The organism is Saccharopolyspora antibiotica, from assembly GCF_047200635.1.
Lineage (GTDB): Bacteria > Actinomycetota > Actinomycetes > Mycobacteriales > Pseudonocardiaceae > Saccharopolyspora_C.
In genome coordinates, this window is the sequence record NZ_JBJZOI010000002.1 from 1 (window position 1) to 14,612 (window position 14,612).

The window sequence follows — 14,612 nt, forward strand, 5'->3', positions numbered from 1 at the left end:
CCGGGTGAGGTGCGGCGGATCGGGGCGGCCGGACGCGATCGGTCGCGCCGACCGCCTCGCGGCGCCCCGCGGAGGCCGACCCGTTCCCGGATGCCGTCCGGCGTCAACGACAGCTCTCGCTTCAGGGCACCGGCCGCCCGCGGCGCCGGAGGCCCTGAGCGGCGCCGTGGATCAGGGTCAGGGCCTGGCCGGCGTCGAGGCGGGGATCGCACAGGGTGCGGTAGGTGCCCACCTCGGACGGGTCCTCGTCGACGCACTCCTGGACGTCGTCGGGCGTGCACTCCAGGTGCAGCCCACCGGGGTGCGCTCCGGCCGCGGTGAGCACGTCGAACCAGCCGTCGAGCTCGGCCAGCATGTCGGCGACCCGGCGCGTCTTGATCCCCGAGGGCAGCTGGATGGTGTTGCCGTGCATCGGGTCGCACATCCAGACCACCGGGTGCCCGGCGGCGGACACGGCCGCGACGATATCGGGCAGGACGCGGTGGACCGCGCCCGAACCGAGGCGGGTGATCAGGGTCAGCCGACCCGGCGTGCCGTGCGGGTTGAGCCGGTCGCAGAGCTCCACGACCTCCTCCGGCGTGACCGTCGGTCCGACCTTGACCCCCAACGGGTTCACCACGCCGCTCAGGAGCTCGACGTGGGCGCCCTCGACGTCGCGGGTCCGCTCGCCGATCCACGGGAAGTGCGTGCTGGACAGGTACCACTCCTCGCTCGCGGGATCGTTGCGGAGGGTCGCCCGGTCGTAGGGGAGGAGCAAGCACTCGCGGCTGACCCACACCGGCCTGGCCAGGTGCGTGGGCAGGGTGCGGAGCAGGTTGAGCGTGGTGGCCGAGCGGTAGTAGCCCTGCAGGAGCCGGGCCGCGTCGGGGCGCCGCGCCGAGGGCGTCGGTGCGGCGTCGTTGACCATGTGGCCGCGGAAGACCGGGAGCGCCCGTCCGTTCACGAGCTCGGTCGGCGCGCTGCGCGGTTTCGCGTACTGACCGGCGATGCGCCCGAGCGCGATGGCGGGCCGCCCGGATCTCTGCTCGACGCTGCGCGCGAGCCGGGCGATCAGCTCGCCCCGGCGCGTGATGTGCTCGGTGGTGACGTCCTCGAAGGACTCGGCGCAGTCCCCGGCCTGGACGACGAACACGTCGCCGTGCGCCGCGGCGGCGAGCAGCCGGCGCAGGCTCCAGATCTCGCCGGGCTGCACCAGAGCGGGTAGCCGTTGCAGCTCCGCGACGGCCCGTTCGAGCTCGGCGGGATCCCACGCGGGTTGCTGGTGCGCGACGCGGGGACGCCAGGAATCAGGTGTCCACGGGGTGCGCCGCGCGGTGGCGGTGCGGCTGTTGATCATGCTGGCCTGGCCTGTTCCGCCGCGATGCGCCGGTCGCCGCCCACCGAACCGGCGCCGCAGCTGTCGATGAGGTTCGCGATGACGCGGTGCCCCACGTCGCCGTCGAGCGACAGGAGCGACTCCGGGTGGAATTGGACGGCCGCGATCGGCAGGACGGGGTGCTCGACGGCCATGACGACGCCGTCGTCGGTGACGGCGGTGACCCGGAGAGGAGGCGGTACTTCCCGGGGTGTGACGTAGAGCGAGTGGTAGCGGCCGGCGGTGAACCGGTCGGGCAGTCCGCGCAGCAGCGCGCCGCCCCCATCGACCGCTCGGATCCGCGAAGCGCGGCCGTGGATCGGATCGGGGAGCACGCGGAGGCGCCCGCCGAAGTGCTCGACGATCCCTTGCATGCCCAGGCAGACGCCGAACACCCCGGCTCCCGCGGCGAGCGCGGCGTCGATCGTGTCGCTCATGCGGAAGGCCGCTGGGCGATCCGGCCCGGGGGAGAGCACCACGAGATCGGTTCCTTCGCCGAACCCGGTCAGCGACGACCACCTCCGGGTCACGACCTCGCAGCCGTTCTGCCGCAGGTAGCCCGCGAGCGTGTGGACGAACGAGTCCTCGTGGTCGACGAGCGTGACCCGCGGACCTCGTGCGGCGGCCAGGGCACCGCCGTTCGAGGTGCCGGGTGCTCCGGCGAGGACGGGCTGGACCGGCTCGCTCCGCAGCGCGCCCAGCACCGCGGAGGCCTTGAGCCGCGTCTCGGCCTCCTCCGCTTCGGGGTCGCTGCCGATGAGCAGCGTCGCCCCCGCGCGCACCTCGGTGGTCTCGTCCGTCAAGCGCGCCGTCCGGAGGGTCAGGGCCGTGTCCATCGCGCCGTCGACCGTGGCGTAACCGACCGCACCGCCGTACCAGCGTCGAGCCGAGGTCTCCCAGCGCTCGATGAACTCCGCGGCGGCGCGCTTCGGCGCACCGCTCACCGTGGCGGCCCACATGTGGCTGAGGAAGGCGTCCCAGGCGTCGTAGCCGTGTTCGAGCTGGCCCTGGACGTGGTCCACGGTGTGGATCAGCCGGGAGTAGAGCTCGATCTGGCGGCGGCCGACGATCCGCACCGAGCCCGGGACCGCGACGCGGCTCTTGTCGTTGCGGTCGACGTCGGTGCACATCGTCAGCTCGGCCGCCTCCTTCTCGGAGGCCAGCAGGGTGGCCACGTTCCGGGAGTCCTCGATCGCGGACGCGCCGCGCGCGATGGTGCCGGAGATGGGGCAGGTCTCCACGAGATCGTCCGTGACCCGGACGTACATCTCCGGTGAGGCGCCGACGAGCGACTCGCCGCGCCCCAGGTTGATGAGGAAGCCGTACGGGCTGGGGTTCGCGGCCGCGAGCCGCTCGAAGATCACGCTCGCCCGCTCGCCGTTCCGGTCGGCGGTCAGGGTCTGGCTCAGCACGGTCTCGAACGCATCGCCCGCGTGGAACTTCGACAGCGCCGCGCGCACCCCCGCCCGGTAGTGCCCGGGATCGGTCGGTGCGGGTGCGTCGGAGGCCCGGCGCGCACCGGTGAACTCGGCGGTCGCGACCGGCCCGGAGGTGCCGTCAGGGCTGGAGAAGGTGTAGTCGACCTGGACCGCCAGCTCGCGTTCGGGATCGGCCACGATCACCGTGGCCGGCAGGAACGCGACGAGGTCCCGGTATCCCGCCGGCCGGCGGTGCTGGCGGGGGATGGGGTCGAACCCGAGCATCAGGTCGTAGCCGAAGGCTCCGTACCAGCCCAGCACCGGCTCGTCGGGATGGGCGAGGGCACGGGTGAGCGTGCGCAGCACACCCACCGTCGACGGTTGCCGGGTGCGTTCCTCCTCGGTGAAACCGGTTTCGGCGCGCGCGACGGCGCCGTGCAGGCCCGAGCCGTCGGGCAGCCTCGTGAGCCTGCGAACCTGCGGGTCGGCCGCCAGCGCGGTGGCGGCCAGCTCCAGCAGCGGGCCCGCGCCCGGGTCGAGGGCGAGCACGCGGAACGCGCGGCCGCGGGCTTCGAACGCCAGGGCCACCCGGTCCGTGGCGCGGGTCCACGGGGCGTAGCGGCCGGGCTGGGTCACCGCTCCGTGGAACAGGGCGCCCGGCGCCGAGTCCAGCGCGGCCGCGACGCGGCTCAGGGACTTCGAAGCGGCGTCCGGCCCGGGAAGAGGGCGCGCGTGCCGTTCGACGTCGAGACCACCCGCGGTGCGGTAACGCGAGGCGCTTTCCGCGCCGTCCTCCAGCGCCCGGGCGATCCATGCGAAGTCCACCCGCATAATTCCTCCACGAATCAGAAGATGAGAGACCTGGTGTCGGGTGGCCGGTCAGGAAGTGGCCGGGTGGTCGGTCATCCGGCGGAGCGAGACCCCCACCGCCTCGATCGCGTGCGCCCTCGCGGTGGCTCGTGCCGCCCGGAAGCGCGGTCGGCCGTCCCGGTCCTCGGTGACCCACTCCGAAGCGAAGCCACCGGACCTGATCTCGTCGAGGACGGCTTCCATCGATGCCCGGACGTGCGCGTCGATCACTCGCGGGCCGCGGCTGTAGCCGCCGTACTCGGCGGTGTCGGAGATGTGGTCGGTCATGGCGGCCAGGCCGTGCCGTTGGATCAGGTCCACGGTCAGCTTGAGCTCGTGGAGGCATTCGAAGTAGGCCGACTCCGGCTGGTACCCGGCCGCGACCAGCACCTCGAACGCCGTCCTGATCAGCTCCGTGACCCCGCCGACCAGCACGGCCTGCTCCCCGAACAGGTCGGTCTCGGTCTCCTCGGCGAAGGTCGTCTCCAGCGCTCCGGCCCGGGTCGCTCCCAGCGCGTCCGCGTAGTCCAGGGCGAGCGCGGACGCCGCGCCGGTCGCGTCCTGCGCGACGGCGACCAGCGCCGGGCAGCCGCCGCCGCGCTCGAAGCTCGCCCGCACGTCCCGGCCGGGTGCCTTGGGGGCCACCATGACCACGTCCACGTCGTCCGGGGCGGTGATCAAGCCGTGGTGCACGGCGAAGCCGTGGGCGAAGACGAGGGCGTCGCCCGGGGCCAGGTTCGACTGCACCGACTCGGCGAACACCGCGGGCGCGAGCGTGTCCGGCACCAGCACGACGATCACGTCGGCCCAGCTGGCCGCCGATCCGGTGTCGGTCACCGCGAAGCCCTCCTCGCGGGCGGTGGCCAGTCGCGCCGAGTCCGGCCGGAGCCCGACCCGCACCTCGATCCCGGAGTCTCGGAGGTTGTGCGCGTGCGCGCGGCCCTGCGAGCCGTAGCCCAGCACCGCGACCCGGCGGCCGGGCAGCAGGGGAGTCCGCCGCTCGTCCGCGTAGTGCACGGTCGCGCCGGGCCGCGCCGCTGATGTCTCGCTCGTCGGCTGCGTCATCGCGCGACCGCCTTCCGGTAGTTCGCGGCCAACGTCGTGTAGACGACGTGCGGTCGGGCGAACCCGTCCCGCTCGTCGTCGGTCAGCTCCCGACGCACCCGCGCGGGCGAGCCCGCCGCGAGGGTGCCCGGCGCGATGTCCGAGCCGGGCAGCACCACCGAACCGGCCGCGACGAGCGAGCCGGCGCCGATGCGCGCGCCGTCGAGCACCACCGAACCGCTGCCCACGATCGCGCCGTCCTCGATGGTGCAACCGTGCAGCACCGCCCCGTGGCCCACGGTGACGCCGTCGCCGATGAGCACCGGGGTCCCCGGGTAGTCGGGCGGATCGGCGTGGACGACGACGCCGTCCTGCAGGTTGGAGCGAGCGCCGACCGCGATGTCGTTCTGGTCGGCGCGCAGCACCGCGTGGAACCAGACGGAGGATTGCGCTCCCAGCGTCACGCGACCGACCAGCACGGCGCCGTCGGCGACGAACGCGCTGGGGTCGATGGTGGGCCGGTGGCCCTCGAACTCGACGATCATGAGCGGTCTCCCGGGGGCGAGGTGGCGGGGCGGGTGCGGTCCGCGAGGTCCTGCAGATCGCCGCGCAGCGCATCGAGGGCGTGGTCGGAGCTCGGCGGCAGCGCTCGCAGAACGAGCGCCCGGCGCAGGGCGGTGTGCACCGCCACCTCGGTGGTCAGGCCGAGCGCACCGTGCAGGTGCACGGCGGAGGTCACGACGTCGGGCGCGGTCGTGACGGCGAGCGCGCGCGACAGGCGCGCGTCGGCCGGGGCGCCGGTGGCCGCCGAGAGCAGCACCGACGAGCGGGCCAGCTCGACGGCGCAGTACATGTCGGCCAGCCGGTGCGCGACCGACTGGAAGGACGCGATCGGACGGCCGAACTGGGTGCGCTCGCGGGCGTGGGCGACGGCGAGGCCGAGCGAGCGGTCCGCGACTCCCACGAGGGCGGCCGCCACCGCGAGGTCGTCGACCAGCGCGAGCCGCTCGGCCATGTCCTCGGGCAGGCTCACCGGGGTGGTCGGTGCTCCTGGACTCGCGGTGCCGCTCCACCGGCGCACCGCGGGGTCGGTGAGCTCGGTGTCCCGGGTCGTGCCGACCGGGCGCAGCACCCAGCCCGCGTCGAGGCGCTCGAGCAGCACCTCCGGCGGCGCGACCGCGACCGCGTCGAATCGTCCGCCGGCCCCGGCGACGACGGTGCCCGGGAGGGTTCCCGGAGCCAACTGCGCCCGGATCCACTCCGCGACGGCCTCGCCGGCCGGCCAGCCGGCCGCCCCCTCGCGCTCCGCGGTGAGGCAGCCGAGCGCGAGGGCCGTGAGGTGGCCGCCCCCCACCTGCGACGCGCGCGTCTCGGCGCGCTCCGGGCTCATGCGGGAAGCCCGAGAACGTGGCGGGCGATCGTGGTGCGCTGGATCTCGCTGGTGCCGCCCTCGATGGCGTTGCCGATCCCCCGGTAGAGCTCCATCAGCCAGCCGGTCGCCAACCCGTCGGAGGGAACCAGCGCGTCGAGCCCGCCCAGCAGCACCGCGTGCTCGGCGACCTGCTTGGACAGCTCCCCCCAGAGCAGCTTCTCGGTCGAGGCGACCGGGCCCGGCACTCCATCGGCCGCGAGGTCGGCCACCTTCCGGTAGGCGAGCCCGCGCAGCGCCTCCGCTCTGGCGTGGAAACCGGTCAGCGCGACCACCTCGGTCGACGGCAGGTTCGCGGCCGATCCGCAGGCCTCGACCCGCTCGGACACCAGGCGGGCCAGCGCCCGCCGCAGCGCCCCGACCCGCGTCAGGGTGGAGAGCCCGCGGGCGAGGGACAGGCTGGTCATCAGCACGGACCAGCCGCCGTCGAGCTCTCCGACCAAGGCGTCCGACCCGACGCGGACGTCGTCGAAGACGATGTCGGCTTCCTCGGCGTCGCCGTAGAGCATCGGGACGGGGTTGACGCTCACGCCGGGGCGCGAGATCGGCACGATGAAGCACGAGAGGGCCTTGTGCCGGGCCTCGGCGCTCCCGGTCCGGGCCAGCACGAGCACCTGGTCGGCGAACCGCGACCAGCTGCTCCAGCGCTTGCGTCCGCGCAGCACGAACCCGTCGCCGTCCGGCGTCGCCCTGGTGGTGACGGCCGCCAGGTCCGAACCCGCGTCCGCTTCGGAGAAGGCCTGGCACCACACCGAGGTGCCGTCCAGGATCGCCGGGACGTGCTCGGCGCGCTGGTCCGGGTCGCCGCAGGCCACCAGCGTGGGTGCCACGAGCTCGACCCCGACCCAGTTCGCGATCGGCGGGGCGTCGGCCGCGGTCAGCTCGTCGATCACGATGGCCCGGTGCAGCACGTCGAGCCCGTGCCCGCCGTGCTCGGCGGGCAGGTCGACGCCGATCCAGCCACCGCGGTGCAAGGTCCGCTGCCAGGCGTGTCGCCACCAGAACCGCTCCGCCACGCCGTCCGGCTCCGGGGTGCGGGGCAGGTGCTCCGGGAGCCACTCGCGCAGCCGCGCCCGGAACTCCGATCGGGCGGCATCGTCGATCAGCACCGGGCCGAGTCCCTCGGCAGCGGCGCGCTCCGTCGTCGTCATCAGCTCGCCGCCAGTTCCGCGCCGCACGCCCCGCACCACGTGAACGTCGCGGGCAGGTCGGCGGCCCCGCAGCTGGCGCACGATCCCACCGGCGGGCCGTGCGGGAACTCCGGCGAGTCGTCGCTGACCGCCCGCTCGCGCAGCTCCGCGTGGTCGACGGGGCGCTTCTTGATGAACGACCCCATGCCCCGGTGCGTTTCGACGGATCCGCTGTGGATCGCGAGCCACTCGCCGGCGAGCGCGGCGCTCGATGCCCAGGCGGCTTCCTTGGCCTGGTTCACCAGTGCGCGGGTGAACCGGAGGGACTCCGGGAAGGTGTCGGTCAGCCGTCGCGCCACGGCGTCGACGGCGGAGTCCAGTTCGGCGCCCGGAACGACCTTGTTCACCATTCCCCAGTCGTGCGCGGTCGCCGCCGGGAGGTCTTCGGACAGCATGACGACCTCGCGCGCGCGCCGGTCGCCGATCATCAGCGGCAGCCACTGCGTGACGCCGATGCCCGAGACGCTGCCGACCAGGGGCCCCACCTCCCGGATCACGACGTCCTCGCTCGCGATCGCGAGATCGCAGGCGAGGCTCAGCTCGTTGCCCGCGCCGACCACCAACCCGTTCAGCCGGGCGATCGTCGGCTTGCCGCACCGCACGACGGCCGTCTGCATGGCGATGAACTCGCGCACCCACGGGACGTAGTCCCGCGGGCGCTGGCACAGCTCCCAGTGCTCGTGCAGGTCGGCGCCGGTGCAGAACGCCTTGCTCCCGGTGCCGGTGATCACGATGACGGCCACCGAGTCGTCCCGCTCGGCCACGCGCAACGCGTCCTGGATCTCCTGGAAGGCCAGGAAGTTGAGACTGTTCAGCGCGTGCGGGCGGTCGATCGCGATGATCGCCTGGTCCGCACGCCGGGAGTAGGTGATCGTGCTCGCCTCGGCGGGTCGATCCTGCAGTGGTACGCGCGCCATCTAGCAACCCCTCGGCCAGGCTGGAATGAGATGAACGGTTGACCAAAAAACTGACATAATCCGTTTCGATTGTATCCAATTCAGTGGTTCGAGCAAGACGTTTGACTGGTCTGGTCGCGTGACCTCGCCGCCCCTCGGGTGGCCCGCCGCGCCCGTCACCCGCCGGTCACCCCGCGGTGGGGTCGTGCGAGGAGCCGGTGGGATCCCACCTGGCGTGGCGCGTGCTGACCGGGCCGCGACGAACGAAGTCCAGCCGTGGCGGAGGCCCGTCGGTGCGGCCCGTCCGCGGCCGCCGGGAGCCCGCGGCGAACTGGTCCGGCCACACCGCGCCGGGCCCGGTGTAGTCCTGCTCGGCCGCGGCGTGCAGGGTCCACTGCGGGTCGTAGAGGTGCGGGCGGCCCAGTGCGCACAGGTCCGCGCGCCCGGCCAGCAGGATCGAGTTGACGTCGTCCCAGCTCGAGATCGCCCCCACCGCGATCACCGCGGGACCCCGGTGCGGGCGCCCGACCGAGTTGCGGATCCGGTCGGCGAACGGGGTCTGGTAGCTCCGGCCGAACTCGGGAGCCTCGTCGCTCACCACCTGACCGGTCGACACGTCGATGGCGTCCGCGCCGTGCGCGGCGAACGCGCGGGCGATGTCGACCGCGGCGTCCGCGTCGACTCCGCCCGGATGCCAGTCCGTCGCCGAGATCCGCACCGACATCGGCCTCTCGGCCGGCCACGCCTCGCGGACGGCGTCGAAGACCTCCAGCGGGAAGCGCAGGCGTCCGTCCAGCTCGCCCCCGTAGCGGTCGGTGCGCGCGTTCGACAACGGCGAGATGAACGACGACAGCAGGTAACCGTGCGCGGCGTGCAGTTCCAGCAGGTCGAACCCGCAGCGGGCGGCGGCCCGGGCGGACGCCACGAACTCGTCCCGGATCCCGCGCAGCTCGCCCGCCGTCAGCTCGCGCGGCACCGCGTTCCGCGCCGAGTAGGGGATCGCCGACGGGCCCACCACCGGCCAACCGCCGGAGTCGAGCGGTTCGTCGATCCCCTCCCACATCAGCCTGGTCGAACCCTTCCGGCCCGAGTGTCCGATCTGGACACCGATCCGCGAGTGCGACGAAGCGTGGACGAACTCGACCACCCGGCGCCACGCGGCCTCCTGCTCGGCGTTCCACAAACCGGTGCAACCCGGCGTGATCCTCCCGGTCGGCGAGACGCACACCATTTCCGTCATGACCAATCCCGCGCCCCCGAGCGCCTTCCCGCCGAGGTGCACGAGGTGGAAGTCCGTCGGCGTGCCCTCGCGAGCCGAGTAGACGTCCATCGCCGAGACGACGACCCGGTTGGGCAGCGCGAGACCGCCGATGCGGACCGGCGTGAACATCGGTGGCACGGGTTCGGCCTCGGGGCCCGCGCCGCAGAACCACCGCTGCGCGCGCTCGACGAACGCGCCGTCCCGCGTGCGCAGGTTGTCGTAGGTGACGCGCCGGCTGCGGGTGAGCAGGTTGAAGGCGAACTGCTGCCGCTCCTGGCCGACGTAGCGGTCGATGTCCTCGAACCAGGCCTGGCTCGCCGCCGCCGCGCGCTGGGTGGAGGCGACCACGGGCCGGCGCTCCGCCTCGTACGCGGCGAGCGCGGTCGCGACGTCCGGCTGTTCGTGCAGGCACGCCGCCAACGCCAGGGCGTCCTCCATCGCCAGCTTCGTCCCCGAACCGATGGAGAAGTGCGCGGTGTGCGCCGCGTCGCCGAGCAGCACCAGGTTGTCCACGTGCCAGCGGTCGGTGCGCACCGTCCGGAACCGCGACCACCGCGACGCGTTCGCCAGCAGCGCGGCACCGGCCAGCCGGTCCGCGAACAGCTCCGCGATGAGTTCCACCGAACCCAGGTCGCTCTGCCCCGGCCCCAGGTCTCGGGTCCAGCGGTCGCGGAAGAGGCGTTCCCAGGTCGGTTCGGAGGTTTCCGCCACGATCGTCGAGGCGCGGTCGGAGTAGGGGTAGCCGTGCAGCTGCACGACCCCGCGGGGCGTCTCCAGGACGTCGAACGTGAACGCGGCGAAGACCCGGTCGGTGCCGAGCCACATGTACCGGTTGGTCCCGGTCTCGACGCGCGCGCCGAAGTCGGCCGGACGCGCCGCCCGCACCGCGGAGTTCACCCCGTCGGCGGCGACGACCAGGTCGTGCTCGGCTTGGAGGACCGCGGCGTCCGGGCATCGGGTGCGGTAGTGCACGGTGATCCCGAGCTGCGCGCAGCGGTGCTGGAGAACGCGCAGCAGCTCCCGGCGGCCGATCGCGGCGAACCCGTGGCCGCCCGAGGTGGAGACCGCGCCGCGGTGGTGCACGTCGATGTCGTCCCAGCGGGCCATCTGCTGCGTCATGGCCGCGAACACGACGGGATCCGCTTGCTCGATCCCGCCGAGGGTCTCGTCGGAGAGCACGACTCCGAAGCCGAAGGTGTCGTCGGGGGAGTTCCGCTCCCAGACGGTGACGTCGTGCCGGCCGAGTTGCGCCAGCAGGACGGCCAGGTAGAGACCGCCCGGGCCGCCTCCCGCGATCGCGATCCGCATGTTCGCCACCTCAGTCCGTCTCGCGGAGCGCCGACCGCCGCACCTTGCCGGTGCTGGTGCGCGGCAGCGCGTCGACGAAGTGGACGCGGCGGGGGTACTTGTAGGGGGCGATCGCGTTCTTCACGAGCGCCTGCAGCTCGTCGGCGGTCGCCGTCGCCTGCTGCTGCAGGATGACGTAGGCGGTGACGACGTGGCCGCGTTCCGCGTCCGGGGTGCCGACGACCGCGCAGTCGGCGACGGCGGGGTGCGACAGCAGCACCTGCTCCACCTCCGGCCCGGCCACGTTGTAGCCAGCGGTGATGATCATGTCGTCGGCGCGGGCCTGGAACCAGTACCGGCCGTCGGCGTCGCGGACGTAGACGTCGCCGGTGCGGTTCCAGCCGTTGACCACGTACTCCCGTTGCCGACGCCCGTCGAGGTAGCGACAGCCGGTGGGTCCCCGCACGACGAGATGACCCGCCACCCCGTCGGGCACGCTGCGACCGGAGTCGTCGACGACGTCGGCCCGGTACCCGGGAACCGGGCGGCCGGTCGCGCCGGGCCTGATGTCCTCGTCGGAGGCGGAGATGAACACGTGCAGCATCTCGGTCGATCCGATCCCGTCGATGATGCGGACGCCGGTGGCCGCGCGGAACTCGTGCCACACCGCGGCGGGCAGCGGCTCACCCGCCGACACGCAACGGCGCAAGCTCGCCAGCTGTTCGGGTCGTCCGTCCCGGGCGAGCGCGCGGTAGGCGGTGGGCGCGGTGAACAGCACCGTCGCGCGGTTCCCGGCCACGTGCGAGGCCAGTTCCCCGGGGGTGGCGCGTTCGAGCAGCAGCGCGGCGGCACCCGCCCTGAGCGGGAAGACGAGCAGTCCGCCGAGCCCGAACGTGAACGCGAGCGGCGGGGTCCCGGTGACCAGGTCGTCCGGTCGCAGCGCCACGACGTGACGGGCGAACGTGTCCGCGATCGCGAGCAGGTCGCGGTGGAAGTGCATCGTGACCTTCGGCTCGCCGGTGGTCCCGGACGTGCAGGCCAGCAACGCGACGTCATCCGCGGAGGTCGGCACGTCGTCGAACGGATCCTGACGAGCCGCCAGCACGACGAGGTCGTCGGCGCCCTCACCGCCGAACGGCACGATCGGCAGTCCGGCGATGCCCGCGGACGCCAGCGCGGAGGCGAAGCGGTGGTCGCACAGGGCCACCGTCGGCCGGGTCAGCCTGCCCACGGTGGCGAGTTCGCCGGGGCGGAGCATCGCCGCCGTCGTGACGGCGACCGCGCCGGCCTTGAGGACGCCCAGCCAGGCGGCGACCAGCCAGAGCGTGTTCGGCCCGTGCAGGACGACGCGGTTGCCCGGTACGACGCCGAGCTCCCGGACCAGCGCGGCCGCCACGGCGGTGGCGCGGTCCCGCAGCTCGCCGTAGGTCCAGGTGACCGGATCCGGCTCCGGCGCCCGAAGGGCCGGTCGGTCCGGGCCGTACCGCGCGATCGTGGTGTCGAGGAGCTCCGAGGCCGCGTTGAGCTGTGCGGGGTAGCGCAGTTCGGGCAGGTCGAACAGCAGCTCGGGCCACTCCTCATCGGCGGGCAGCCGGTCCCTGCAGAAGCTGTCGAGGTGCGCGGACGGGTGGAGCGGCGACGTCGGCAGCACGGTCAGGTCCTCCTGGGGCTCGCGGATGACTGCGGGTTCGGTCAGCGACCAGGCTCGACGTCGAGCACAGCGATTCCTTGCAGTTCGACCAGGGCCGCGCGGTCCCACAACCGGGTCACCCCGACCGCCGCGGTCGCCGGGTGGTGCGCGCCGACGTGCCGCTTCCAGATCGAGCCCACCTCGCGCTTGGCGGCTTGGTACGCCTCGACGTCGACCAGGTAGATCGTCAGCTGGGCGAGATCGTCGGGCGATCCGCCCGCGGCTCGCAGCGCCGCCATCAGGTTGGCCAGCGCTCGGTCGAACTGGCCGGTGATGTCGGGTCGGGTGATGCGTCCGTCGGCGTCGGTCCCGGTCTGCCCGGCGAGCAGCACGCACCGGCCCTCGGCCACGACGGCGTGGCTGAACCCCGAGGGCCGGGCCAGTTCGGGAGGATTGAGGCGTTCGATCACGTTTGCACCCCGCCGCCGTCGATGACGATGCCCTGGCCGTTGACGGCACCGCTGGCGACGCACACGGCCACGACGTCGGCCACCTCGTCCGCGGTGATGAGCCTGCCGATCGGTTGCTTGCGCTCCAGGGCCGCGCGGGCCGCCACGAGGTCGCGGCCGGTGCGGGCGCTGATCTCGGCCACCGTGACGTCGGTCATGGGCGTGTCGACGTAGCCGGGGCACACCGCGTTGACCGTGACTCCCGTCCCGGCCAGCTCGGCCGCCGCGGACCGCACGAGCCCCATGACTCCGTGCTTGCTGGCGGCGTAGGCGCAGATGTGCGGTTCACCGCGCCGAGCGGCCACCGACGCGATCGACACCACTCGCCCCCACCCCGCGTCGGCCATCGGCGGGGCGGCGCGGCGCAGCAGGCGGAACGGGGCGGTCAGGTTGAGCGCGAGCATCCGCTCCCACTGCTCGTCGGTGGTCGACGCCAGCGGAGCCGCGGTGCCGGCGCCCGCCGCGAGCACCAGGATCTCGACGTGCCCCCAGCGGGCCTCGACCGCGGCGCACGCGGTCTCCGCGGCATCCGGTTCGGTCAGGTCCACGGTGAGGGTGATGGCCGGCCCGGGGAGCCCGGTGGCGACCTCCTCCAGCTCCGAGGTGGTGCGGGCGGCCAGGGCGACCCGGTGCCCGGCGGCGCTGAGCCGTCGCGCCACCGCGGCGCCGATGCCGCGGCCCGCCCCGGCGACGAGGCACACGCGCGACTCTGGTCGGTTGAGCATGAAACGACGGTAAGACTGGTCAATAGTTCATGTCTAGGGCCTGATTGGGGACAAGTGTGTTACCGGCTGAGGTTCCTGTCCGAGTTGGAGAGCGCTGAAGCGGATCGCTCCGGGGCGGGCGGGTCCCTCTCGGCTCGGTTCCGCCGGGGCCGCCGCGAGCGACGGCGGGCCCGAGTCGCCGCTTCGCGGTCCAGCTGACCGCAGCACTGGCCCCCGAGGTGCTCGGCGGGCTGGAGCGGCCGCTCCCGTGTCGGGCCGCGGCCATCTCCGCGGCCGACCCCGTCCGGTGTCGGTCGATCTGGCGTTCCTGCGCGAGGCCGACGGCCGGGCCGCCGGCCCGTCCGCGCGGTCCTCGGCGCGGGGGCGATCCGGCGCAGCGCTAGGAGGGCTGGCCCGGCGTGCGGTCCCCCGTCGGGGACGCTCCGGCGCCGTGCGGACTCGTCACCGCGGGTGGCGCAAGCCGTCCAGCACGAGGGTGATGAGGTCGTCGGCCTCGGTCCGCCAGCCGGGGCGGCCGTGGGCCGCGCCGATGCCGTGCAACGCCATCAGCACGGCACCGGTGTCCACGTCATCGCGAACGGCGCCCTCCCGTGCGGCCTCGGCCACCAGGTCGGCGACGGCCCGCTCCAGCGCCCTGCTGCCCTCGGCGAGGGCGCCCGAGCGATCCGCCATGAGCGTGGCCAGCGTCCGGGCCATGCCCTCGTGGGCGGCGATGTGGTCGACCACGCCGCGCAGGAAGGTCGCCACGGCCTCCGCCGCGGGCAGCGCGGCCTGGAGCTGGCGGGCGCGGTCGCACAGCGCGGCCACCTCTCCGTGGTAGACGGCCTCGGCCAGCGCCTCCCGGGTGGGGAAGTGGCGGTACAGCGTGCCGGTGCCCACTCCGGCCAGCCGGGCGAAGTCGTCGAAGCGCAGGTCGAAGAAGTCGCCGTCGTCGAAGACCTCTCGTGCCTTGGCGATCAGGAGATCGCGGTTGCGTCGGGCGTCGGCCCGCAGCGGCTTGTCGGCGGTCATGCGCCCCCC

At 73.7% G+C, this 14,612-nt stretch carries 12 protein-coding genes; all 12 read right to left on the bottom strand.

Annotated features, from left to right (window positions below; translation table 11 throughout):
• Positions 1-121: 121 nt before the first annotated feature.
• A complete protein-coding gene (locus ACL03H_RS00870; RefSeq protein WP_412809073.1) occupies positions 122-1,336 on the bottom strand; it encodes a 3-deoxy-7-phosphoheptulonate synthase in 1,215 nt (404 codons plus the stop codon).
• Positions 1,333-3,597, bottom strand: a complete 2,265-nt coding sequence (locus tag ACL03H_RS00875; protein WP_412809074.1) for an anthranilate synthase component I — start codon at positions 3,595-3,597, stop codon at positions 1,333-1,335. The genes ACL03H_RS00870 and ACL03H_RS00875 overlap by 4 nt, the downstream gene beginning before the upstream one ends.
• Before the next feature lie 54 nt (positions 3,598-3,651).
• Positions 3,652-4,686, bottom strand: coding sequence for a ketol-acid reductoisomerase (gene ilvC / locus ACL03H_RS00880; RefSeq protein ID WP_412809075.1), 1,035 nt, complete (start codon positions 4,684-4,686; stop codon positions 3,652-3,654).
• Positions 4,683-5,210: a gamma carbonic anhydrase family protein gene (locus ACL03H_RS00885; RefSeq protein WP_412809076.1), complete on the bottom strand. Its 528-nt coding sequence runs from the start codon at positions 5,208-5,210 to the stop codon at positions 4,683-4,685. Before ACL03H_RS00885 ends, ilvC begins: the two co-directional genes overlap by 4 nt.
• Positions 5,207-6,055, bottom strand: a complete 849-nt coding sequence (locus ACL03H_RS00890) for an acyl-CoA dehydrogenase family protein (RefSeq protein WP_412809077.1) — start codon at positions 6,053-6,055, stop codon at positions 5,207-5,209. The genes ACL03H_RS00885 and ACL03H_RS00890 overlap by 4 nt, the downstream gene beginning before the upstream one ends.
• Entirely contained in the window at positions 6,052-7,272 is a 1,221-nt protein-coding gene (locus tag ACL03H_RS00895; RefSeq protein WP_412809078.1) for an acyl-CoA dehydrogenase family protein, read from the bottom strand. Before ACL03H_RS00895 ends, ACL03H_RS00890 begins: the two co-directional genes overlap by 4 nt.
• Positions 7,245-8,201: an enoyl-CoA hydratase/isomerase family protein gene (locus ACL03H_RS00900; protein WP_412809079.1), complete on the bottom strand. Its 957-nt coding sequence runs from the start codon at positions 8,199-8,201 to the stop codon at positions 7,245-7,247. Before ACL03H_RS00900 ends, ACL03H_RS00895 begins: the two co-directional genes overlap by 28 nt.
• A gap of 166 nt (positions 8,202-8,367) precedes the next feature.
• Positions 8,368-10,749 (bottom strand): bifunctional salicylyl-CoA 5-hydroxylase/oxidoreductase, encoded by a 2,382-nt coding sequence (locus tag ACL03H_RS00905; protein ID WP_412809080.1) that lies wholly within the window; start codon positions 10,747-10,749, stop codon positions 8,368-8,370.
• A gap of 10 nt (positions 10,750-10,759) precedes the next feature.
• Positions 10,760-12,379: an AMP-binding protein gene (locus ACL03H_RS00910; RefSeq protein ID WP_412809081.1), complete on the bottom strand. Its 1,620-nt coding sequence runs from the start codon at positions 12,377-12,379 to the stop codon at positions 10,760-10,762.
• A gap of 41 nt (positions 12,380-12,420) precedes the next feature.
• Complete coding sequence (locus ACL03H_RS00915) at positions 12,421-12,825, bottom strand: RidA family protein (RefSeq protein ID WP_412809339.1); 405 nt, start codon at positions 12,823-12,825, stop codon at positions 12,421-12,423.
• The gene (locus tag ACL03H_RS00920) at positions 12,825-13,592 is read right to left on the bottom strand and encodes an SDR family NAD(P)-dependent oxidoreductase (protein WP_412809082.1); all 768 of its coding nucleotides are present in this window, start codon (positions 13,590-13,592) and stop codon (positions 12,825-12,827) included. Before ACL03H_RS00920 ends, ACL03H_RS00915 begins: the two co-directional genes overlap by 1 nt.
• A 441-nt stretch (positions 13,593-14,033) precedes the next feature.
• Positions 14,034-14,603 carry a TetR/AcrR family transcriptional regulator gene (locus ACL03H_RS00925; protein ID WP_412809083.1) on the bottom strand — a complete coding sequence of 190 codons (570 nt, stop codon included), beginning with the start codon at positions 14,601-14,603 and terminating at the stop codon, positions 14,034-14,036.
• Positions 14,604-14,612: the final 9 nt, after the last annotated feature.